Genomic DNA, 22,509 nt, shown 5'->3' on the forward strand with positions numbered 1-22,509 from the left:
CTACACGACATGAAAAAACTGCTGAGCATCCTGTTTCTCTCGCTGGGCCTGATCGCGGCGAGCGCGCATGCGTCGCCGACCGCGCCGGTCGCCGGCAAGGACTACACCGTGCTGGCCACGCCGCAACCTACCGACGTGCCGGCCGGCAAGATCGAAGTCATCGAATTCTTCTGGTACGGCTGCCCGCACTGCAATGAATTCAACCCGTTCCTCGAAGCATGGGTCAAGAAGCAGGCCCCGGACGTCGTGTTCCGCCGCGTGCCGGTCGCCTTCCGCGACGACTTCATCCCGCACTCGAAGATGTTCCACGCGCTCGACGCGCTCGGCCTCGCGAACGAACTGACGCCGAAGGTCTTCAACGAAATCCACGTCAACAAGAACTATCTGCTGACGCCGGAAGACCAGACCAAATTCCTGGCGAAGTTCGGCGTCGATCCGAAGAAGTACATGGAAGCGTACAACTCGTTCTCGACGCAAAGCGCGCTGCAAAAGGACAAGAAACTGCTCGACGGGTTCAAGATCGACGGCGTGCCGACGCTCGCCGTGCAGGGCAAGTATTTGACCGGCCCGGCCGCGACCGGCACCCTGCCGGGCACGATCCAGGTGCTTGACTACCTCGTCTCGCAAGTCCGCGCCAAAAAGATGTAATCACGAGGCGCCGGTATGACCTCTCCACTGAAGGTTTTCATTACCGGCGCTTCGAGCGGCATCGGCCTCGCGCTCGCCGGCGAATATGCACGGCGCGGCGCGATTCTCGGCCTCGTCGCCCGCCGCGGCGACGCGCTCGCCGCGTTCCAGCAGTCCCATCCCCGGAACACTGTCTCTATCTATGCGCTCGACGTGCGCGACGCGGAAGCGCTCGCCGATGCGGCCGCGCGCTTCATCGGCGAGCACGGCCTGCCCGACGTCGTGATCGCCAACGCCGGCATCAGCCGCGGCGCGCTGACCGGTCACGGCGATCTACGCACGTTTCGCGAGGTGATGGACATCAATTACTTCGGGATGGTCGCGACGTTCGAGCCGTTCGCCGCCGCGATGGCCGACACGAAACGCGGCACGCTGGTCGGCATTGCGAGCGTCGCCGGTGTGCGCGGCTTGCCGGGCTCGGGCGCGTACAGCGCGTCGAAATCGGCGGCGCTGAAGTATCTCGAAGCTTTGCGCGTCGAGATGCGGCCGTTCGGCGTCGGTGTCGTGACGATCGCGCCCGGCTATATCCGCACGCCGATGACCGAGCACAATCCGTACAACATGCCGTTCCTGATGGACGCCGACCGCTTCGCGGCGAAGGTCGCGCGGGCGGTCGAACGGCAGACCTCGTTCGCGGTGTTTCCGTGGCAGATGCGCGTGGCCGCGATGTTGCTGCACGCGCTGCCGCGCTGGCTCTACGATCGCGTGTTCGAACGCGCGCCGCGCAAGCCGCGCGCCGCCACCGAGTAAGCCATGCAGCCCCGTGCGGTCGATGCAGCCGGCGTCGCGCACGAATCCGCGGGCGCCGATGCGCGCATCGTGTCGCTGGTGCCGAGCCTCACCGAAACCCTGTTCGCGCTCGGGCTTGAGCGGCAGATCGTCGGGCGCACCGGCTTTTGCGCGCATCCTCTCGACAAGGTCCGCGCGGTGCCGAAGATCGGCGGCACGAAAGCCGTCAAAGTCGACGCGATCCGCGCACTGCGCCCCACCCACCTGATCGTCAATATCGACGAAAACGAACGCGACACCGTCGAGCAATTGCGCGCGTTCGTGCCGCACATCGTCGTCACTCATCCACAGACGCCGCGCGACAACCTCGCGCTGTACGAGCTGCTCGGCGCGATTTTTGGACGTGAAGAAGAAGCGCGGCGCTTGAGCGGCGCGCTCGATGCGCGTCTGCGCGAAGCCGCCGCACACACCTTCGCCGCTCAGAACGTGCTGTACCTGATCTGGCGCGAACCGTGGATGAGCGTCGCGCGCGACACGTACATCGCCGCGATGCTGCGTCTCGTGAACTGGCACACATTGCCCAACGTGCACGGCGGCAGCGTCGGCGCCACGCGCTACCCCACGCTCGACTTCGACACCGCGCCATGGCTCGCGCAAGTCGAGCGCGTGCTGCTGTCGAGCGAGCCGTACCGCTTCACGGCCGCGCATCGCGATGCGCTCGCGCGCGATCCGCGGTTCACCGGCAAGCGCATCGAGCTGATCGATGGGGAAATGACGTCGTGGTACGGCGTGCGCGCAATCGATGGCATCGGCTACCTGCTGCGCCAGGCCACGGCGGCCTGATGCCGCAACGCAGCCGCGCCGCCCCATATGGATATGTCGATTAAATTGTTGTCGCCATAATGGCCCTTCGATAAGCTTTCGCGAAGGCGCGCCGCCGGCCAGGCCTCGAAGGCAGGCATCTCGGCTTCAGGCCGGGATCGCCCGACCTGTATGGCGGCGCCGGGAACGTATCACAATCGTGGCGACGCGCGCGCCGGGAGCGCTCTCCTGCCCGCTCACGCATCGCCGCCATAAACACAACCAGACGCACTGCCTGACTGCGCTCGTTACCGGAGATCCTATGCGCTTCAATCTGCTCGCAGCCGCCATCCTGCTCACGGCGCCCGCGCTCGCGCTCGCCAAACCGTTGACTGTCTGTACCGAATCGAGCCCCGACGGCTTCGACGTCGTGCAGTTCAATTCGCTCGTCACGACGAATGCATCGGCCGACGTGATCTTCAACTCGCTGGTGTCGTTCGATGAAGCCGCGAAGAAGGTCGTGCCCGCGCTCGCCGACAAGTGGGAAGTGAGCCCCGACGGCCTGACCTACACGTTCCACCTGCGTCCGAACGTGCAGTTCCAGACCACCGACTACTTCAAGCCCACCCGCGCGCTGAATGCCGACGATGTGATCTTCACGTTCGACCGCATGCTCAACGACAGCAATCCGTGGCACAAGGTGGCGGGCGCGAGCGGCTTCCCGCACGCGCAATCGATGGGGCTGCCGAAGCTGATCAAGTCGATCACCAAGGTCGACGACAACACGGTGAAGTTCGAATTGAACGAGCCGAACGCGACGTTCGTGTCGATCCTGTCGATGGGCTTCGCGTCGATCTATTCGGCCGAGTACGCGGACCAGTTGCTGAAGGCCGGCAAGCAGGTCGACCTCAACGCGAAGCCGATCGGCACCGGGCCGTTCGTGCTGAAGAGCTATACGAAAGACGCGGTGATCCGTTATGACGCGAACCCCACCTACTGGGGGCCGAAGCCGAAGATCGAGCGTCTGATCTACGCGATCACGCCGGACGCAACCGTGCGGGCGCAGAAGGTGAAGGCTGGCGAATGCCAGATCGCACTGTCGCCGAAGCCGCAGGATCTCGCCGACGCGAAGAAGGACAAGTCGCTCGCGATCGTGCAGACGCCCGCGTTCATGACGGCCTTCGTCGCGCTGAACACGCAGCAGAAGCCGCTCGACAACCAGAAGGTGCGCGCCGCGCTGAACATGGCGTTCGACCGCACGACGTATCTGAAGACCGTGTTCGACAACACCGCGACGCCGGCCGTGAACCCGTTTCCGCCGAATACGTGGAGCTACAACCACTCGATCAAGGGCTGGCCGTACGACCCGGCGAAGGCGAAGCAGTTGCTCACCGACGCGGGTTTTCCGAACGGCTTCCAAACGACCATCTGGGTGCGTCCGAACGGCAGCGTGCTGAATCCGAATCCGAAGGCCGGTGCCGAACTGTTGCAGGCCGACTTCGCGAAGATCGGCGTGAAGGCAGACGTCAAGGTGATCGAATGGGGCGAGCTGATCAAGCAGGCGAAGCAAGGCCAGCATGACTCGCTGTTCATGGGATGGGCCGGCGACAACGGCGATCCGGACAACTATCTGTCGCCGCTCTTCAGTTGCAACGCGGTCAAGTCGGGCATCAACTTCGCGCGCTTCTGCGATCAGGATCTCGACAAGCTGATCGCCGACGGCAGAGCAACGTCGGATATCGCCAAGCGCACGAAAGCGTATGAAGCCGCGCAGCAGATCATCCACGATGAAGCGCTGTGGATTCCACTCGGCTATCCGACCGCGGCCGCAATCACGCGTACGAACGTGAGCGGGTATCACGTGAGTCCGTTTGGACGGCAGAACTTTGGGGCGGTGGTGGTGCAGTGATTTTGTGCTGCGGTTGAAACCGGAAAAGAATAAAGCCGACCTTCACGGGTCGGCTTTTTTATGTCCAGCGTTTCCGGCCGATACAGTTCGCCCGTTACTTCACCGCGCTGTCTGCTGCGGCGATTATTGGATCGACCGATACCCCTTCGAGACAATCACGATTACGTTCAGCGAAAGCGAAGGACAAGGTTCCCCACGGCAGAAAAGCTGAATATGCCGTGGTTTCATCCAGTGAATGTCCGCGCGGAGAGTCGGTAATCTTGAGGTTGCTGTAATGCGCACGGACCATCGCGAGCGTGACGCATTCGCCGCTCAATCTCCCGAGCGCAAGAAAACCAGGATGCCCTCCAGTGTGCCGGACCCGTAAATCCACATTGCCGATCACGACACCATCTGCCATCTTCGCAGGACCGCCGACATAAAACTGGAATGCGGTATTTTGGATTGACTCTCTGCTGGTATCTCTGCCGACAAGGTCAGTCGCCAGCACGCTTTCGACCTTTTCCTTAGTGAATGGAATTTGCTGCACCAAAGAGTCGATGGTCTGCCACAGTGTCATGTCCGGTTGAGTCATCTGTGAATCCTTTCCATATTGTCCAGCCGCGAGGCTGCATCCGCCAAACCATCCCGCCAGGCACAGTGCTGCAAGCACCCCGGTCCGATTACCGGAACGCGGAAGTTTTGTAATACCAGCTTCCATAGTAATCTGCGTACCTCTGTCCCGTGTTCGACGTGACTTCGTCGCCGAATGCAGTCCCGATTGCTGCCCTGCAGGCCGCGGCGTTTCCGTCCTGCAAGTACTTGTCGTATGCGGCGTTGTAAGCTGCACTGTTTGCGCCAGCAACGCCAATGTTCGGGCCATGGTTGGCAAGATTCTCCCGCTGCGCGCGAATATTGCTCATCGTTGCTGCAGCCTCGTCTTCGAGCTTGCCCTTCACATAGGCCGCCTTTGATGAGACATCCTCGTCATAGGAGTACGCCGCATGTCCGACCTCGTGGGATAAGACTTGCACATATGCGCTTGGGCGGCTGAGGAGATCTCCGTCCAGGGTGATGACCTTGTTGTAGCGATTGGTATATGAGCCCCCATGCGGCTTGCCATTCTCGATCTGCCAACCGGATTCCCCCAAGCCTTTTTATATCAGCCAATAAACCCGGAGACTTGCGAACAAGTCGGTCAATATCTTCGCCGACTTCAGTAGCCATAATGTCAGCTACAGGCGATGGCGCAATCGGATTAAGCAAAGCAGGCAGATCAGTACGCGTGATCTCGGCCTTCGCGAATACTTGATTGGGTATGGGCAGATCATCTCTTTGGTGCAGGCGTTTGCATTTCGTCTTGACCTCTTCGATGTGCCATTTGACCTCCAAAGGCGGCGGAACAAATATCAGCTTGCCTTGTTGAAGATACCCAAAGATTGCCCGCGCCACCTCGTGGTCGCTCATCAAGTCAATCCGCAGGTTTATACCGTTCGTTCGGGACAGAAGGTGCCGCAGGCTATGTATATCCGCATTACTCGACCTCCACGGTAGGGAACTTGTCCACGTCACATAATCTTCGTGCGCGGTTTTCAACGCTTGCGCTACTTCGTTGTGCTCCTCGCGCGTCAGGGGTCGCCTGGAGACCAAGCTCCACCAGGAAGCCAGAGAGAATTCCCGCGCCTCCGTTACGTACATAATGCTCCGACTGAAAAACATCAGTACCCCGCAATTTTTCCATTACTAAAGACGAGCTTCGGATCGTAGCATCTGATGCACGATCGCATACCGTCTCAATATATTCTTTACATGTCTTTAAGTTTCGCTATGCGTTCGATAAAGCTGATCTGTTTCGCCCTGGCCGCCTGCCTGCCAACAATGGTGCTTGCAGCCTCAGCGGTTCCCGTCGCAAGCGAGCGGGCCTTGCGCGAGGAATGCAGCGCGTTCTCGCAAGCGGGGATGCGGGACTGTCTGGCAGAAAAAGCAGAGGCGAGTAAGAAGACCCTCAGACGAGCCGAGGAGAAGATGGCTGGCACCCTCGCCAGATGGGATGAAGACGACAAGTACGTCAACCAGGCCAGGGCAAACCTCGCCGCATCAAACAGAAAATTCGCTCTGTACCGTGAGTCTCAATGCGACTTCGCAGCTTCGCTGACCGGTGGTGCAGCCGGCAATGCGCACGAAATCAGCCGTTTAGCTTGCGTTTTCGAACTCAACAACCGGCGGCCCGAGCAACTACGCAACGCTGCATCTGACATGCCTTGAAGTAATTCGCATGGGAGGACACCCAGCATCGTTGCGCCGCTCAGTGCCTTCGCCCAGCGCGGACCTATTCGTCCGCGCTTCTCCACCCGCAGCAAACGGCCGAGATCACACCGCCGCGAACCGGATCACCCCATCCGCATCCTGCGCCCGCTTCAATTCCCCCGCCCGCCACAGCAGATGCAAATGCGCGAGCGCCTCACCCATCGCGAACGTCATCTGATGGATATCGAGTTGGCGCTTGAACATCAGCGGCACAATATCGGCGGCGCTGCGCGGCTTTTCCGCGCACGCTTCGCGCACTTCGGCGAGCCGCGCATCGTGATGCTCGCGCAGTTGCTGAATGCGCGTGCGCACGCCGCGAAACGGCTTGCCATGCGACGGCAGCACGAGCGTGTCTTCAGGCATCGTCTCGTAACGACCGAGCGACTCCAGATATAGTTCGAGCGGCGAGCCCTCAGGCTCGATATCGAACACCGACACGTTGGTCGAAATGCGCGGCAGCACCATATCGCCCGAAATCAGCGTGCCGGTTTCCGCACAGTGCAGCGCACAGTGTTCCGGCGAGTGGCCAAAGCCTGTCACCACGCGCCACGTCCTGCCGCCGATTCTCACGTCCTCGGCTTCACGCAATCGGCGGTATTGCCCCGGAATCGCCGGCACGAGGCTCGAGTAATAGCTCGTGCGATTGCGCAGCTTGTCGAGCGATTCCGCGTCGTTCAGACCATGCCGCGCGAAGTGTCGCGCCGCGGCCTCGCCGCCCGCGTTCGAACCGTCGCCCGTCGCCATTACGCGCGCCTGCATGTATTCGCCGAGCGTCATCCACAGCCGCGCGTCCCACCGTTTTTTCTCGCCGCCGCTGCACACCCAGTGCGCGAGGCCGATGTGGTCCGGATGGCAATGCGTGACGATCACGCGCAGCACCGGCAGCCCGTCGAGCGCCGACTCGAACACGCTCTCCCAATTCGCCTTGATCGTGTCCGACGTAATGCCGCAGTCGACCACGGTCCAGCCTTGCTGACCGTCGATCTCATCGCGCAGCAGCCACAGGTTGATATGGTCGAGCGCAAACGGCAGCGGCATGCGCAGCCAAAGCACGCCGGGCGCGACTTCCATCGTGCGGCCCGAGTCGGGCATCGTGTCGTTGAACGGGTATTGGAGTTGGTGTTCGAGTGAATTCATGGGGACTGTCTTCCTCCGACGACTCTCCGGCAGGGCCACGTATGCGATGCCGGTCGGCCTGGTTGTAGTTGCGTTCCGCTCAGGTTGACGATAACGTAAACGTCGATTCTATCGTCCAATCCGGTTTTGTGCCGGCCAAGCGGCCACGAGATGTCCCGATGAATACGCAATACACGATCACCGAACTCGCGCGCGAATTCGACGTCACGCCACGCGCAATCCGCTTCTACGAAGACCAGGGTTTACTCTCGCCGAGCCGCGAGGGTTCGAGCGGCTTGCGACGTGTCTATTCCGGCCGCGACCGCACGCGATTGAAACTCACGCTGCGCGGCAAGCGGCTTGGCTTCACGCTGTCGGAGATCCGTGACCTGCTCGACGTCTACGAGTCGCCGACCGACACCGTGCCGCAATTGCACGCGTTTCTCGCGACGGTCGCGCGTCACCGCGAAGTGCTCGAACGTCAGCGCGAAGATCTCGACGCGACGCTCGAAGATCTCGCGCAGTACGAAGCGCAGGCGCGCGCGTTGCTCGATGGCACGAGGCACGACGCGAAACCTGCCTGAAGCTGCCTGACTCTGACCGGCGTTTGCGGAGCGCGCGTGATGAATCACTTCCCCAAACTGTTATCGTCGCAAATCGGTTTCGACGTCGCGCAGACGATGCTCGAAGGGTTCGACCGTCACTACCGGATCTTTCGCGACGCGGCGATCCATGCGAAGACGCTGTTCGAAGCCGGCGACTGGCACGGCCTGCAAAAGCTCGCGCGCGAGCGCATCGCGTCGTACGACGATCGCGTGCAGGAATGCGTGCACCTGCTCGAAGACGAATACGACGCGGAGAACATCGACAGCGAAGTGTGGCAGCAGATCAAGCTGCACTACATCGGTCTTCTGACCACGCACCGTCAGCCCGAATGCGCGGAAACCTTCTTTAATTCGGTTTCCTGCAAGATCCTGCACCGCTCGTACTTCAACAACGATTTCATTTTCGTGCGCCCGGCGATTTCGACCGAATACATCGAGAACGACGAACCGGCCGCGAAGCCGACCTATCGCGCGTATTACCCCGGCACGGACGGACTTGCCGCAACGCTGGAGCGGGTCGTCACGAACTTCCAGCTCGATCCGCCGTTCGAGGATCTGACACGCGACGTCGCCTGTGCGGTGCAGTCGATTCGCGAAGCGTTCGGCGTGTTCGACGAAGCGGCGAATTTCCAGATTCACGTGCTGTCGTCGCTGTTTTATCGCAACAAGGCTGCGTATATCGTCGGGCGGATCATCAACGGCGACACGCTGCTGCCGTTCGCGGTGCCGCTGCGTCACGTGAAACCGGGCGTGCTCGCGCTGGACACCGTGCTGCTCAAGCGCGAGCAGTTGCTGATCATCTTCAGCTTCTCGCACTCGTATTTTCTGGTCGACATGGAAGTGCCGTCCGCGTATGTCGAGTTTCTGCGCACGGTGATGCCGGCCAAGCCGAAGGCGGAAATCTATACGTCGTTGGGTCTGCAGAAGCAGGGCAAGAATCTGTTGTATCGCGATCTGCTGCATCACCTCAAGCATTCGAGCGACCGCTTCATCGTCGCGCCCGGCATCAAGGGTCTCGTGATGCTCGTGTTCACGTTGCCGTCGTTCCCCTACGTGTTCAAGCTGATCAAGGACAACTTTCCGCCGCCGAAGGAAACCACGCGAGCGCAGATCCAGCAGAAGTATCTGCTCGTCAAACGTCACGACCGGCTCGGCCGCATGGCCGACACGCTCGAATATTCGAGCGTCGCGCTGCCGCTCGCGCGGCTCGACGAAACGCTGTTGCGCGAACTCGAGAAGGAAGTGCCGTCGCTGATCGAATACGACGGCGAGAACCTCGTGATTCGCCACATGTACATCGAGCGACGCATGATCCCGCTCAATCTGTTCCTGCAGAACGGCAACGACGACGACATCGAGCACGGCATCAAGGAATACGGCAACGCGGTGAAGGAGCTGATCCAGGCGAACATCTTCCCCGGCGACATGCTGTACAAGAACTTCGGCGTGACGCGGCATGGCCGTGTCGTGTTCTATGACTACGACGAGATCGAATACCTGACCGACTGCAACGTGCGCGCGGTGCCGGCGCCGCGCAACGAGCAAGACGAAATGTCGGACGAGCCGTGGTACCCGGTCGGTCCGCACGATATTTTCCCGGAGACGTACGGCACGTTCCTGCTTGGCGATCCGCGTGTGCGCCGCTCGTTCATGCGGCATCACGCGGATTTCTTCGAGCCCCAGCTGTGGCAGCGATACAAGGATTTTCTGTTGAAGGGCGAGTTGCCCGATTTTTTCCCGTACGACCAGAGCGTGCGCTTCTGCGTGCGTTATCCGGAGCGGTTCGCCGACGCAGCCGATGCAGAGGCGAACCAGCCGAATGTGCGCGTGGCTTGATGAATCTCACGAGGATTCGCAGCAGGCCACGCGCGGCGGTAGCCATCCAAGCTATGACCAAGGAGCTCAAACATGAGTGACGCAATTCAAAGTGGTATCCATGCCGATCCGATCGTGATCGTCAGCGCGGCGCGCACGCCGATGGCCGGCTTTCAGGGCGACTTCGCGTCGCTGAGCGCGCCACAACTCGGCGCGGTCGCGATCAAGGCGGCCGTCGAGCGCGCGGGTCTGAAGCCCGAGCAGATCGACGAAGCGGTGATGGGCTGCGTGCTGCCCGCCGGCCTCGGCCAGGCGCCCGCGCGCCAGGCCGCGCTCGGCGCGGGTCTGCCGCTCGCCACCGGCTGCACGACGGTCAACAAGATGTGCGGCTCCGGCATGCGCGCGGCGATGTTCGCGCACGACATGCTGGCCGCGGGCTCGCTCGACGTGATCGTCGCGGGCGGCATGGAAAGCATGACGAACGCCCCGTATCTGTTGCCGAAAGCGCGCGGCGGCATGCGCATGGGCCACGGCCAGGTAATCGACCATATGTTCTACGACGGCCTCGAAGACGCGTACGACAAAGGCCGTCTGATGGGCACGTTCGCCGAGGAATGCGCGGCGTCGTTCGACTTCACGCGCGAGGCGCAGGACGCGTTTGCGGTCGAGTCGCTGAACCGCGCGAAGCGCGCGAACGAGGACGGCTCGTTCGACTGGGAAATCGCGCCGGTTACGGTGGCGGCCCGCAAGGGCGACGTCACGATCGCGCGCGACGAACAGCCGTTCAAGGCCAACCTCGACAAGATCCCCACGCTGAAGCCCGCGTTCAGCAAGACCGGCACCGTGACGGCGGCGAACTCGTCGTCGATCTCGGACGGCGCGGCCGCGCTCGTGATGATGCGCGAGTCGACCGCGAAGCGGCTCGGCGTGACACCGCTCGCGCGCGTCGTCGGTCATTCGACGTTCGCGCAGGAGCCCGCGAAGTTCACCACCGCGCCGGTCGGCGCGATCCGCAAGCTGTTCGGGAAGAACGGCTGGCGCGCCGGCGACGTCGATCTGTACGAGATCAACGAAGCATTCGCGGTCGTCACGATGGCCGCGATGAAAGAGCACGATTTGCCGCACAACAAGGTCAACGTGAACGGCGGTGCGTGCGCGTTAGGCCATCCGATCGGCGCCTCGGGCGCGCGCATCCTGGTTACGCTCATCGGCGCGCTGAAGAATCGCGGTCTGAAGCGCGGCGTCGCGACGCTGTGTATCGGCGGCGGCGAGGCGACCGCGATGGGTATCGAACTGATCTGAAGCGTTGACCAAACTTCGAGGAATACGATGAAAACAGTGTTGATCGTCGGTGCGTCGCGTGGCATCGGCCAGGAATTCGTGCGGCAGTACAGAAAGAGCGGCTGGCGCGTGCTCGCGACCGCGCGCGACGGCGCAGCGCTCGACGCGCTCAACGAGCTCGGTGCGGAAACCTTCATGCTCGACGTCACCGCGCCCGAAGAGATCGCAGCGCTCGGCTGGAAGCTCGACGGCGAACGGCTCGACGTCGCGATCGTGGTGTCGGGCGTGTACGGTCCGCGCACCGAAGGCATCGAGACGATCACCGCCGAAGACTTCGATCACGTGATGCACACGAACGTGCGCGGCCCGATGCAGCTGCTGCCGATCCTGCTGCCGCTCGTCGAGGAAACGGACGGCGTGCTCGCGGTGATTTCGAGCCGCATGGGCAGCATCGCCGAAGCGAGCGGCACGACGGGCTGGCTGTATCGCACCAGCAAGGCGGCGCTGAACGCCGTGCTGAAGCTCGCGTCGCTCGACGCGCAACGCGCGACCTGCGTGTCGCTGCATCCCGGCTGGGTGCGCACCGACATGGGTGGCGCGCAGGCCGCGCTCGATCCGGCGCGCAGCGTCGCGGGCATGCGCGAGGTGCTGGCGCAGGCGGCGGCATCGCGCGACGCGTTCCACGGCCGCTTCGTTCAGCACGACGGTACGCAGCTCGACTGGTAGACGACCAGGTTGCATCGGATCATCGGCTCGGAGACACACTCATGGTGCTTGACCAGGATCACCTGATGGTGCGCGACGCACTGCGCACCTTCGTGCGCGAAGCGATCACGCCATACGCGGCGCAATGGGATCGCGAACGCACCTTTCCGCGCGACGTGCACCGGCAGCTCGCCGAGCTCGGCGCCTATGGCGTGCTGGTGCCCGACGCGTATGGCGGCGCCGGCATGGACGCGCTCGCGCTCGCGCTGATCCTCGAAGAAATCGCGGCGGGTGATGGCGGCACGTCGACCGCGATCTCGGTGAACAACTGCCCGGTGTGCAGCATCCTGCTCACCTATGGCAACGACGCGCAGAAGCGCGACTGGCTCACGCCGCTCGCGCGCGGCGAGATGCTCGGCGCGTTCTGCCTGACCGAGCCGCAAGCGGGCTCGGATGCGTCGGCGCTGCGCACCACCGCGACGCGCGACGGCGACGCGTACGTGCTCAACGGCGTCAAGCAGTTCATTACGAGCGGCAAGAACGGCGACGTCGCGATCGTGATGGCCGTCACCGACAAGACCGCCGGCAAGCGCGGCATCAGCGCGTTCATCGTGCCCACCAGCACGCCGGGCTATGTGGTCGCGCGGGTCGAGGACAAGCTCGGTCAGCATTCGTCGGACACCGCGCAGATCGTGTTCGAGGACTGCCGTGTGCCGGCCGCGAACCTGATCGGCGCGGAAGGCGAAGGCTACCGGATCGCGCTATCGGGGCTCGAAGGCGGGCGCATCGGCATCGCCGCGCAAAGCGTCGGCATGGCGCGCGCCGCGTTCGAAGCGGCGCTGACTTACGCAAAAGAACGCGAGAGCTTCGGCGCGCCGCTGATCTCGCACCAGGCGGTGCAGTTCCGTCTCGCCGACATGGCCACGCAACTCGAAGCCGCGCGTCAATTGATCTGGCACGCGGCGTCGCTGAAGGACGCGGGCCAACCGTGCCTGACCGAAGCCGCGATGGCGAAACTGTTCGCTTCCGAAGCGGCCGAGCGCATCTGCTCGGCCGCGTTGCAGATTCACGGCGGCTACGGCTATCTCACCGACTTCCCGGTCGAGCGGATTTACCGTGACGTGCGCGTGTGTCAGATCTACGAAGGTACGAGCGATATCCAGAAGATCCTGATCGCTCGCGCGCTCAACTGAAATTTCAATGAATAAGCCATTGTTGTCACTGCAAAGACCTGTCGACTGTCCATGCGGCGGCGCCGCGCCTGATGCACGCGGAGGCACCGCGACGAAGGCCCCGCGTTTCGCGCAATGCTGCGGCCGCTACATCGACGGCGGCGAAGCGGCGCCGCGCGCGCTCGAACTGATGCGCTCGCGCTATAGCGCGTACGTGCTTGGCGCAACCGACTACCTGCGCGCGACGTGGGACCCCCGCACCTGCCCCGCCGCTCTCGACGTCGATCCCGCCCCACCCGACGCGCCGCGGTGGCTCGGACTGCAGATCAAAGCGTTCGCCGAAAGCGATGCCGATCACGCGACCGTCGAATTCATCGCCCGCTACAAAGTGGGCGGACGTGCGCATCGGTTGCATGAATTGAGCCGCTTCCTGCGTGGCGATGATGGCCGCTGGCGTTATGTCGATGGCGATGTCGATGAGTAGCAAGCACTGATTAAGTAATCGCTGCATTACGCATCGCAGCTTTCTCATGTCTTTCGTTCGCTCTCTACAAAACTCATAAAAGGCCCTCTGACAGGGCCTTTTTTTCGATCCACTCGCGCAGGGTTCTTCGTTGGCCTCGCACCACAGCACTTACAGACCTTTACCCGGCGCTTCCCGCCACCTGTCCCCGGCCCTTGCCTGGCAAGGCTTTGAGGCCTCATTCGGCATGCAGCAATTTTTTCGTCGCGGGTTCTCCTTGATTGCACAAAACAAAATTGTCGTGCCAGGATGAGTCCGTAGTTTCATGACGTCACATTGCGAGAGCGGGTCACACCCGTTCCGCAAGATGCAAAGGAAGCCTGACCGGCCGCTGATCGAAAGCGCGCCGCGCAGACTCCGGCAGCATCGAGTGACGCTCATCCTCGGCGCGTGGGGTCGCGTCGGCCGTTGGGTTCATCCCGTGCGATCTCGATTTGCGTGCGTGCGCTTTGCGCACTACGCACGTGAGTGAGTCTGTTTGTGTCGAAAACGCGAACGAAAGCTGAACGTCAGCAGCGTTTTTGGCAACCGGACAGCACGGAGTTCAGGACAGGTCTTTCGAGCAGGTGCGTCAATGGTGTTGAGCAAGGTTCTGACGAAGTGTGCGGCGATCTGCGCCGCGGCCACGTGTGCAGTCGCGATCGCGCACGCCGATCCGCTCGCCTACTCGTCGCTTTCGGCACACAACGCAACGCCGTCCAGCGACACCCAGGGACCGCTGTCGCGTGCCCGCGTGCCGCGCCTCGCGCTCGACGACGATGTCTACCTGCCCACCGCTCACCTGAACGAAAAGATCATCCGCGTGCCGGTCGACGCCGCCGGCACTGTCACGCTGGAAACCACGATCTATAAGCCGGACGGCCCCGGCCCGTTCCCGATGATCGTGTTCAACCACGGCAAGATTCCGGGCGATCCGCGCACACAGGAACGCAGCGACCCGCTGCCGTTCGCGCGCGAATTCGTACGCCGCGGCTACGTGGTCGTCGCGCCGAACCGCCAAGGCTTCGGCCACTCGGGCGGCGTGTACGAGCAGGACGGCTGCGACGTCCAACGCAATGGCCTCGGCCAGGCCGGCGACGTTGCCGCGACGATCGATTACATGTCGAAGCAACCTTATGTCGACGCGACGCACATCGCGGTGGCCGGCACCTCGCATGGCGGCCTCGCGACGATTGCGTACGGCACCGAAGCGGCGCCCGGCGTGCGCGCGCTGATCAATTTCTCGGGCGGCCTGCGCCAGGACGCCTGCGAGGACTGGCAAGGCAATCTGACGCGCGCATTCGGCGCGTATGGCGAGAAGACCACGGTGCCGTCGCTGTGGCTCTATGGCGATAACGATTCGGTGTGGAACGCGCCGCTCGTCGCCGGCATGTACGCCGCGTATGGCGCGCATGGCGCGAGCGTGAAGATGGTCGACTTCGGCAAGTACAAGAACGACGCGCATCGGCTGGTCGGTGATCGCGACGGCGTGCGCGTGTGGTGGCCGGCCGTCGAAGCGTTCCTCGCGCGCGCCGGCATGCCGACGGCCGTGCAGTATCACGTCGCCGATCCGGCCGCGCCGAAGGCAACCGGCTTCGCCGCGCTCGACGCGGTCGACGCGGTGCCGTTCCTCGACAACGAGGGCCGCAATGGCTATCGCAACTTCCTGCATCAGTATCCGAGCCGCGCATTCGCGGTGTCGGATTCGGGCGCGTGGTCGTGGGCCGAGGGCGGCGACGATCCGATGTCGGTGGCGGTGGCGAATTGCCAGAAGCAGAGCTCCGATCCGTGCCGGCTGTATGCGGTCGATAATTCGGTCGTGTGGGGCAATCAGAACTCGCAGACGGCGGATGCGGGGGATGCCGATGCGAATAGCCGTAAAGCGATTGCGAGCCGGGAGTGAGGTACGCATAGCATCCGGATTCGAGTCCGGTTCCGACGTGTCGAAGGCCTGCTGATTCAGCAGGCCTTTTTGCATTCGGGCCGCCGTTGCACGATGAGAGCTACGAGCGTTCGCGCGGCGCGCATGTGCAAAAGCACCTCTTCACCACAAATTCTCGCCAGTAATAGCCGATTACTTTGACGTCGCTATCTCCGTCGATTGGCGAGCTTCGATCCCGAAGTCGAACGAGCTGCATCGAACAGCGGCAAACCTCGACGCCAGCGCGAAAGACGTGCGTTTCGCACCTGATGCGCGCGGCGAAATAAACCGCTAATCTCGACCCCGCGCACTCGCCAAGGCTCGCTCCCCGCGACCGCAATAGGTCTGCGGAAAAACGAAAACGCCTTTCAAAAAGGGACTGGAATCACCCTCACGCGTGCGTGGCAAAAAAGCACCTCGGAGTACCTCTTTGGAAAATTCAGCAGCCCCCACGGTCGCCCCTGAAGATTGGGTCGCCCGCAGCCTTCGCGCGGTATGGCATCCGTGCACGCAGATGAAGCACCACGAACGTCTGCCGCTGATCCCCGTCGCGCGCGGTCAAGGCGCATGGCTATACGATCGCGCGGGTCATCGCTATCTCGACGCGATCAGTTCGTGGTGGGTCAATCTGTTCGGTCACGCGAACCCGCGCATCAACGCGGCGCTGAAAGATCAGCTCGATACGCTCGAACACGCGATGCTCGCCGGCTGCACGCACGAACCCGCCGTCGAGCTCGCCGAACGTCTGCACGCGTTGACCGGCAACACGCTCGGCCACGCGTTCTTCGCATCGGATGGCGCGTCGGCGGTCGAGATCGCGCTGAAGATGAGCTTTCACAGCTGGCGCAACCGGGGCTACGCCGACAAGCAGGAATTCGTCTGCGTTGCCAACAGCTACCACGGCGAGACGATCGGCGCGCTCGGCGTGACCGACGTCGCGCTGTTCAAGGACGCGTACGATCCGCTGATCCGTCACGCGCATGTCGTCGCGTCGCCCGATGCGCGGCTCGCGCAAGCGGGCGAAACCGCCGCCGACGTCGCGCGCCGCGCGCTCGACAATGTGCGCGCGCTGTTCGAGGCGCGCGCGAACCGCATCGCCGCGCTGATCGTCGAGCCGCTCGTGCAGTGCGCGGCCGGCATGGCGATGCACGACGCGTCGTACGTCGCCGGATTGCGCGCGCTGTGCGACCAGTACGGCGTGCATCTGATCGCCGACGAAATCGCGGTCGGCTGTGGCCGCGCCGGCACGTTCTTCGCATCCGAACAGGCAGGCGTGTGGCCCGACTTCCTGTGTCTGTCGAAAGGCATCAGCGGCGGCTATCTGCCGCTGTCGATCGTGCTGTCGCGCGACGAGATCTTCGCGGCCTTCTATCACGACGACACCGCCCGCGGCTTCCTGCACTCGCATTCCTACACCGGCAATCCGCTCGCGTGCCGCGCCGCGCTCGCTACGCTCGATCTGTTCGCGAGCGACGACGTGCTCGCCACCAACACCCGCAAATCGGCAAAGCTCGAGGCCGCGCTCGCGCCGCTCGCCGAGCACGCGCAGGTACGCAATCTGCGTCAGCGCGGCACGATTTTCGCGTTCGATGCGGTGATCGACGATCCCCAGCGAGCCAAAACATTCTCGCGCCGCTTCTTCGAAAACGCGCTCCAACGCGAGCTACTGTTGCGCCCGATCGGCACCACCGTGTACTTGATGCCACCGTACATTCTCGACGACGAAGAGCTCGCGCTGCTCGCCGCGCGCACACGCGACACCTTCGACGCCACGCTCGCGGAGGCCCGCTGATGCATCTGCTCGACACACTCGCCGAAGGCCTGAAGGAAATCGACGCACGCGGCCTGCGTCGCCGCCGCCGCACCGCGGACACACCCTGCGCCGCGCACATGACGGTCGACGGCCGTGAAATCATCGGCTTCGCGAGCAACGACTACCTGGGCCTCGCCGCGCATCCGCAGTTGATCGAGGCGATCGCCGAAGGCGCGCGGCTGTATGGCGCGGGCAGCGGCGGCTCGCATCTGCTCGGCGGTCATTCGCGCGCGCATGCGCAGTTGGAAGACGATCTCGCGGCATTCGCGGGCGGCTTCGTCGACGATGCCCGCGCGCTGTATTTCAGCACCGGCTATATGGCGAATCTCGCGACGCTGACCGCGCTCGCGGGCCGCGGCACGACGCTGTTCTCCGATGCGCTCAATCACGCATCGCTGATCGACGGTGCGCGGCTGTCGCGCGCCGATGTGCAGATCTATCCGCACTGCGACATGGTTGCGTTGAGCGCGATGCTCGAAGCGTCCGAAGCGGACGTCAAGGTGATCGTCTCCGACACGGTGTTCAGCATGGACGGCGACATCGCGCCGCTGCCGCGTTTGCTCGAACTCGCGGAGCGGCACGGCGCGTGGCTGATCGTCGACGATGCGCACGGCTTCGGCGTGCTCGGTCCGCAAGGCCGCGGCGCGATCGCGCAAGCCGCGCTGCGCTCGCCGCATCTGATCTCGATCGGCACGCTCGGCAAGGCGGCGGGCGTTTCCGGCGCGTTCGTGGCCGCGCACGCAACCGTGATCGAATGGCTCGTGCAGCGCGCGCGTCCGTATATCTTCACGACCGCGTCGGTGCCGGCGGCCGCGCATGCCGTGTCGGCGAGCCTGCGCATCATCGGCGGCGATGAAGGCGATGCGCGCCGCGCGCATCTGCGGCAACTGATCGAGCGCACCCGCGCGATGCTGAAGGCGACACCGTGGCTGCCCGTCGATTCGCATACGGCCGTTCAACCGCTGATCATCGGCGCGAACGACGCGACGCTCGACATCGCCGCGTCGCTCGATCGCGCGGGGCTGTGGGTCCCCGCGATCCGTCCGCCGACCGTGCCCACCGGCACGTCGCGCCTGCGCATCTCGCTGTCGGCCGCGCACTCGCATGCGGATCTCGACCGGCTCGAAGCCGCCTTGAAACAAGTCGGAGCGCGCGCCGCATGAGCAACCTGAATAACGATGGCGGCGCACTGTCGCTGTTCGTCACCGGCACCGATACGGAAATCGGCAAGACCTTCGTGTCGTCGGCGCTATTGCGCGGCTTCGTGCGCGAAGGTCTGCGAGCGGCCGCGATGAAGCCGATCGCGGCGGGCGCGTTCGAAGTGAACGGCGTGCTGCACAACGAAGACGCCGATCAACTCGATGCCGCGTCGAGCGTGCTGCTGCCGCCCGCGATGCGCACGCCGTATCTGCTGAAGGAACCGGCCGCGCCGCACATCGCTGCGGCGCTGGAAAACGTCTCGTTCGATCTCGACCACATCGTCGCGTGCCATCGCGAAGCGCTGAAGCTCGCCGAGGTCGTCGTCGTCGAAGGTGTCGGCGGATTTCGCGTGCCGTTGACCGCGACGCAGGACACCGCCGATCTCGCCGTCGCGCTGAAGCTGCCGGTGGTGCTGGTGGTCGGCATGCGGCTCGGCTGCATCAGCCATGCACTGCTGAGCGCCGAAGCGATCGCCGCGCGCGGTCTCACGCTCGCGGGATGGGTCGCCAATCGCATCGACCCGGATATGACCTTCGCCGACGAAAACATCGCGTCGATTCGCGCGCATCTCGCGCAAGCGTACGACGCACCGCTGCTCGGAATCGTGCCGCATATCAGCCCGCTGTCGCCGGAACTTGCGGCCGAACAGCTCGACATTCGTCGGCTTCTGCAAACGCTGCGCCAATTGCGCGCGGCATATCGCTGCCCAGCAGCGCCGAACCCCATTTCATCCGTACACGAGGATCGATCACATGACACAACTGAACATCGCAGCGGGCAGCGCCGACACGAGCGCCGCCGCCACTGAAGCGAAGCCGCTCGCGCGCTGGCGCGTCGCCGATATCGTCGCGTTGTACGAATTGCCGTTCAACGACCTGCTGTTTCGCGCGCAGCAAACCCATCGCGAGCATTTCGACGCGAATGCGGTGCAGCTGTCGACGCTGCTGTCGATCAAGACCGGCGGCTGCGAAGAAGATTGCGCGTACTGTCCGCAATCGGTGCATCACGACACCGGTCTCGCGGCCGACAAGCTGATGCCGGTCGACGAAGTGCTCGCCGCAGCGAAACTCGCGAAGGACAACGGCGCGACGCGCTTCTGCATGGGCGCCGCGTGGCGCAATCCGAAGGACCGCCACCTCGAGCCGATCAAGGACATGATCCGCGGCGTGAAGGCGATGGGCCTCGAAACCTGCGTGACGCTCGGCATGCTCGAAACGCATCAGGCACAAGCGCTGCGCGATGCGGGCCTCGACTACTACAACCACAACCTCGATACGTCGCCGGAGTTCTACGGCCAGATCATTTCGACGCGAACCTATCAGGATCGCCTCGACACGCTCGAGCGTGTGCGCGACGCGGGCATCAACGTGTGTTGCGGCGGCATCGTCGGCATGGGTGAATCGCGCCGCGAACGCGCGGGGCTGATCGCGCAGCTCGCGAACATGGAGCCGTATCCGGAATCGGTGCCGATCAACAATCTGGTGCAGGTGCAAGGCACGCCGCTGACCGGCACCGAACCGATCGATCCGTTCGAATTCGTGCGCACGATCGCGATTGCGCGCATCACGATGCCGCGCGCGATGGTGCGTCTATCGGCCGGCCGCGAACAGATGGATGAGGCGTTGCAGGCGATGTGCTTCCTCGCGGGCGCGAATTCGATTTTCTACGGCGACCAGTTGCTGACCACGAGCAACCCGCAGGCGGAAGCGGACCGCAAGCTGCTCGCGCGGCTGGGCATTCGCGCTGAGGCTGCGCAGCAGATGCCGGTCGAGCAGAGTGGCTGCGAGCATGGGTGTGCGCATGGGCATGGGGTTCACGGCGCGGCGAATTGAGTCGCGGAGTCGCTGCATCGGTAACTCGCATGCGCTAAGCGTGCGGGAATAAAAAAGGCTGCCTCGTTTTGCGAGGCAGCCTTTTCTTTTTACGCTAAACGCGAAGCTTATTTCCGATCAACAATAATCTGATCGAACGTCCCCCCATCGGAGAAGTGCGTGTCCTGCGCCGTCTGCCAGCTGCCGAACATCTGCTCGACCGTGAACGTCTTGATCGGCTTGAACTCGGCCGCGTGCTTCGCGAAGACGTTCTTGTCGCGCGGACGCAGATGATGCTGCGCGATGATTTCCTGCGCGGCCGGCGACCACAGATAGTCGAGATATGCCTGCGCTTGCTTGCGCGTGCCACGCTTGTCGACGACCTTATCGACGATCGATACCGGCGGCGCCGCGAGCAGACTCAGCGACGGATACACCGCTTCATAGCTGCCCGCGCCGACACCCGTATCGATCAGCGACACTTCGTTCTCGAACGTGACGAGCACATCGCCGATACCGCGCTGCGTGAACGTCGTCGTCGCTCCTCGACCGCCGGTGTCGAGCACCGGCACGTTGCGGAAGATCGCCTTCACGAAGTCGAGCGCCTGCGCATCGGTGCCGCCGTTCTGCTTGCGATAACCCCATGCGGCGAGATACGTATAACGTCCGTTGCCCGACGTCTTCGGATTCGCGATCACCGCCTGGATGCCCGGCTTCGCGAGATCGTCCCAGTCCTTGATGTGCTTCGGGTTGCCCTTGCGCACGAGGAACACCATCGTCGTCGTGTAGGGCGCGCTATCGTCCGGCAGACGCGCGCGCCAGTTGGCCGGGACCAGGTGGACCTTTTCGGCGAGCAGGTCGATGTCGTTCGGCTGATTCATCGTCACCACGTCGGCCTGCAGCCCCTGCAGCACCGACAGCGCCTGCGCGCTCGACGCGCCGTGCGACTGCCGCAGCGACACCGTCTCGCCGTTCTTCTGCTTGTAGTCCGCGATGAAGCCCGCGTTGATGTCCTTGTACAGCTCGCGCGTCACGTCGTACGACACGTTCAGTAGCGACGTATCCGCATGCGCCGTCGAGACGCCGCCGAACGCGAGCGCAATCAGTGTGAAGCCAGCCGTGACGCCCGCTTTGAACCGGCTTGATGTCCCCGTGATGCCCTTCATTGTTTCCCCGTCGTCGATGATAAAACCTGTAGCCGCGCATACGCGGCGTGACTCGGGATTCTAACGGATTGCTTACCTCGCGCGCGCCGCAGCGGGGTGTTCACAAAAGTGCATGCTGCGCGGTATCGATCGCCTCCTCGCGAAAGCGCAGCGGCGCCGCGCAATGCACGAGCGTATCGATGAAGTACTTCGCGCGCGGCCACGGACCGAAGCCCGCTGCCGTGTTGATATGCCCCGCATCGCCGAGATTGACGAACGCGCTGCCGAAACGCTGGGCGAGATCGCGCGCGTCGGCGAGCGTCATCCACGGGTCGGTTTCGCTGCCGATCAGGATCGACGGTACGCCCACACGTCGCGCGTCGAACGGTCCCGCGAAGTCGAACTTGCGCGGACTAGCGGGCGCGACGAACAGCACGCCGACCACGTCGCTGGCGAGCGCGCCCTGCTGCAACGCATGCGCAGTCGCAAGGCAGCCGAAGCTGTGCGCGGCCAGCACGAACGGACCGCGTTCGCGTGCGAGCAGATCGCGCAACGACTTTGCCCATAGCGCGAGATCGGGCGCGTCCCAGTTGGCCTGCTCGACGCGCAACGAGCGCGCGAACTGCCGCTCCAGCCATGTTTGCCAGTGCGCGCCTTCGCTGCCGTGCAGGCCGGGAACGGTGACGAGCCGCGGCGGCCAGCTCGATCTGGTGCATGAAAGCATGTGCGTGTCTCGCTGCGCAGGGAATCCGGGCGATCATTGTCCCGCTCGGTCGCGCGTCGATGAACCAACATTTTGTGCTTTGGTTATGGGGCAAACGAGGAAATGCGCCGTTACGTGCGAACTCGACGCCCGCGACCACACGCATCGCGAAACGCACGCCCGTGCGCAGACGCGCGCGATTTGCGTCAAAAAAGTAGAATGAAGCCTATTTCAACGGGAGGAGACCCGATGCCGCTCGCGTCGCCCCATCGCCGAGGCGCGCTGACAGTCCGCCCCGCTGATGCTCA

Annotated in this window: 21 protein-coding genes; 16 read left to right on the plus strand and 5 right to left on the minus strand. The window is 63.5% G+C overall.

What is annotated here, in order from left to right; all coding sequences use genetic code 11:
- Positions 1–9 precede the first annotated feature (9 nt).
- The 4 genes from VSR82_RS14190 to VSR82_RS14205 all read left to right on the plus strand — a co-directional run bounded on the left by VSR82_RS14190 (position 10) and on the right by VSR82_RS14205 (position 4,126).
- Entirely contained in the window at positions 10–648 is a 639-nt protein-coding gene (locus VSR82_RS14190) for a thiol:disulfide interchange protein DsbA/DsbL (protein WP_176109704.1), read from the plus strand.
- A 15-nt stretch (positions 649–663) separates the two neighbouring features.
- Positions 664–1,437, plus strand: a complete 774-nt coding sequence (locus VSR82_RS14195; protein WP_410848232.1) for an SDR family oxidoreductase — start codon at positions 664–666, stop codon at positions 1,435–1,437.
- 3 nt (positions 1,438–1,440) lie between these two features.
- A complete protein-coding gene (locus tag VSR82_RS14200; protein ID WP_429461106.1) occupies positions 1,441–2,259 on the plus strand; it encodes a helical backbone metal receptor in 819 nt (272 codons plus the stop codon).
- A 280-nt stretch (positions 2,260–2,539) separates the two neighbouring features.
- Entirely contained in the window at positions 2,540–4,126 is a 1,587-nt protein-coding gene (locus VSR82_RS14205; RefSeq protein WP_429461108.1) for an ABC transporter substrate-binding protein, read from the plus strand.
- A gap of 94 nt (positions 4,127–4,220) precedes the next feature.
- Here the strand turns inward: VSR82_RS14205 and VSR82_RS14210 are convergent, their stop codons facing one another.
- Positions 4,221–4,826 (minus strand): hypothetical protein, encoded by a 606-nt coding sequence (locus VSR82_RS14210; RefSeq protein ID WP_498857769.1) that lies wholly within the window; start codon positions 4,824–4,826, stop codon positions 4,221–4,223.
- Positions 4,789–5,256, minus strand: coding sequence for a hypothetical protein (locus VSR82_RS14215; protein ID WP_429461112.1), 468 nt, complete (start codon positions 5,254–5,256; stop codon positions 4,789–4,791). The genes VSR82_RS14210 and VSR82_RS14215 overlap by 38 nt, the downstream gene beginning before the upstream one ends.
- 622 nt (positions 5,257–5,878) lie before the next feature.
- Between VSR82_RS14215 and VSR82_RS14220 the strand changes: the two genes are divergently transcribed.
- Positions 5,879–6,370 carry a lysozyme inhibitor LprI family protein gene (locus VSR82_RS14220; RefSeq protein WP_498857770.1) on the plus strand — a complete coding sequence of 164 codons (492 nt, stop codon included), beginning with the start codon at positions 5,879–5,881 and terminating at the stop codon, positions 6,368–6,370.
- 105 nt (positions 6,371–6,475) lie between these two features.
- Here the strand turns inward: VSR82_RS14220 and VSR82_RS14225 are convergent, their stop codons facing one another.
- The gene (locus VSR82_RS14225; protein ID WP_429461116.1) at positions 6,476–7,549 is read right to left on the minus strand and encodes an MBL fold metallo-hydrolase; all 1,074 of its coding nucleotides are present in this window, start codon (positions 7,547–7,549) and stop codon (positions 6,476–6,478) included.
- A 158-nt stretch (positions 7,550–7,707) separates the two neighbouring features.
- Here VSR82_RS14225 and VSR82_RS14230 point away from each other — a divergent pair, with 158 nt between their 5' ends.
- The 11 genes from VSR82_RS14230 (at position 7,708) to bioB (ending at position 20,374) form a co-directional block, all read left to right on the plus strand.
- Positions 7,708–8,112, plus strand: a complete 405-nt coding sequence (locus VSR82_RS14230; RefSeq protein WP_018436808.1) for a MerR family transcriptional regulator — start codon at positions 7,708–7,710, stop codon at positions 8,110–8,112.
- Between the two features lie 39 nt (positions 8,113–8,151).
- A complete protein-coding gene (gene aceK / locus VSR82_RS14235) occupies positions 8,152–9,969 on the plus strand; it encodes a bifunctional isocitrate dehydrogenase kinase/phosphatase (protein WP_429461118.1) in 1,818 nt (605 codons plus the stop codon).
- Positions 9,970–10,041: 72 nt separating this feature from the next.
- A complete protein-coding gene (locus VSR82_RS14240) occupies positions 10,042–11,250 on the plus strand; it encodes an acetyl-CoA C-acetyltransferase (protein ID WP_429461120.1) in 1,209 nt (402 codons plus the stop codon).
- A 27-nt stretch (positions 11,251–11,277) separates the two neighbouring features.
- Complete coding sequence (locus VSR82_RS14245; RefSeq protein WP_368583317.1) at positions 11,278–11,955, plus strand: SDR family oxidoreductase; 678 nt, start codon at positions 11,278–11,280, stop codon at positions 11,953–11,955.
- A 41-nt stretch (positions 11,956–11,996) separates the two neighbouring features.
- Positions 11,997–13,127, plus strand: a complete 1,131-nt coding sequence (locus tag VSR82_RS14250) for an acyl-CoA dehydrogenase family protein (protein ID WP_429461122.1) — start codon at positions 11,997–11,999, stop codon at positions 13,125–13,127.
- A 7-nt stretch (positions 13,128–13,134) separates the two neighbouring features.
- Positions 13,135–13,590: a YchJ family protein gene (locus tag VSR82_RS14255; RefSeq protein WP_429461124.1), complete on the plus strand. Its 456-nt coding sequence runs from the start codon at positions 13,135–13,137 to the stop codon at positions 13,588–13,590.
- A 613-nt stretch (positions 13,591–14,203) separates the two neighbouring features.
- Complete coding sequence (locus VSR82_RS14260) at positions 14,204–15,511, plus strand: dienelactone hydrolase family protein (protein ID WP_429461126.1); 1,308 nt, start codon at positions 14,204–14,206, stop codon at positions 15,509–15,511.
- 448 nt (positions 15,512–15,959) lie between these two features.
- The gene (gene bioA / locus VSR82_RS14265) at positions 15,960–17,321 is read left to right on the plus strand and encodes an adenosylmethionine--8-amino-7-oxononanoate transaminase (protein ID WP_429461128.1); all 1,362 of its coding nucleotides are present in this window, start codon (positions 15,960–15,962) and stop codon (positions 17,319–17,321) included.
- Positions 17,321–18,505, plus strand: a complete 1,185-nt coding sequence (gene bioF / locus VSR82_RS14270; protein WP_429461130.1) for an 8-amino-7-oxononanoate synthase — start codon at positions 17,321–17,323, stop codon at positions 18,503–18,505. Before bioA ends, bioF begins: the two co-directional genes overlap by 1 nt.
- The gene (bioD, locus tag VSR82_RS14275; RefSeq protein WP_429461132.1) at positions 18,502–19,350 is read left to right on the plus strand and encodes a dethiobiotin synthase; all 849 of its coding nucleotides are present in this window, start codon (positions 18,502–18,504) and stop codon (positions 19,348–19,350) included. The genes bioF and bioD overlap by 4 nt, the downstream gene beginning before the upstream one ends.
- Entirely contained in the window at positions 19,295–20,374 is a 1,080-nt protein-coding gene (gene bioB, locus VSR82_RS14280; RefSeq protein ID WP_429461134.1) for a biotin synthase BioB, read from the plus strand. The genes bioD and bioB overlap by 56 nt, the downstream gene beginning before the upstream one ends.
- A gap of 107 nt (positions 20,375–20,481) precedes the next feature.
- Here the strand turns inward: bioB and VSR82_RS14285 are convergent, their stop codons facing one another.
- The gene (locus VSR82_RS14285) at positions 20,482–21,519 is read right to left on the minus strand and encodes a sulfate ABC transporter substrate-binding protein (protein WP_429461136.1); all 1,038 of its coding nucleotides are present in this window, start codon (positions 21,517–21,519) and stop codon (positions 20,482–20,484) included.
- A 100-nt stretch (positions 21,520–21,619) separates the two neighbouring features.
- Entirely contained in the window at positions 21,620–22,222 is a 603-nt protein-coding gene (locus tag VSR82_RS14290) for an RBBP9/YdeN family alpha/beta hydrolase (RefSeq protein ID WP_368583308.1), read from the minus strand.
- Positions 22,223–22,509: the final 287 nt, after the last annotated feature.

It is taken from the genome of Burkholderia sp. JPY481, from assembly GCF_038900515.1.
Taxonomy (GTDB): domain Bacteria; phylum Pseudomonadota; class Gammaproteobacteria; order Burkholderiales; family Burkholderiaceae; genus Paraburkholderia; species Paraburkholderia youngii.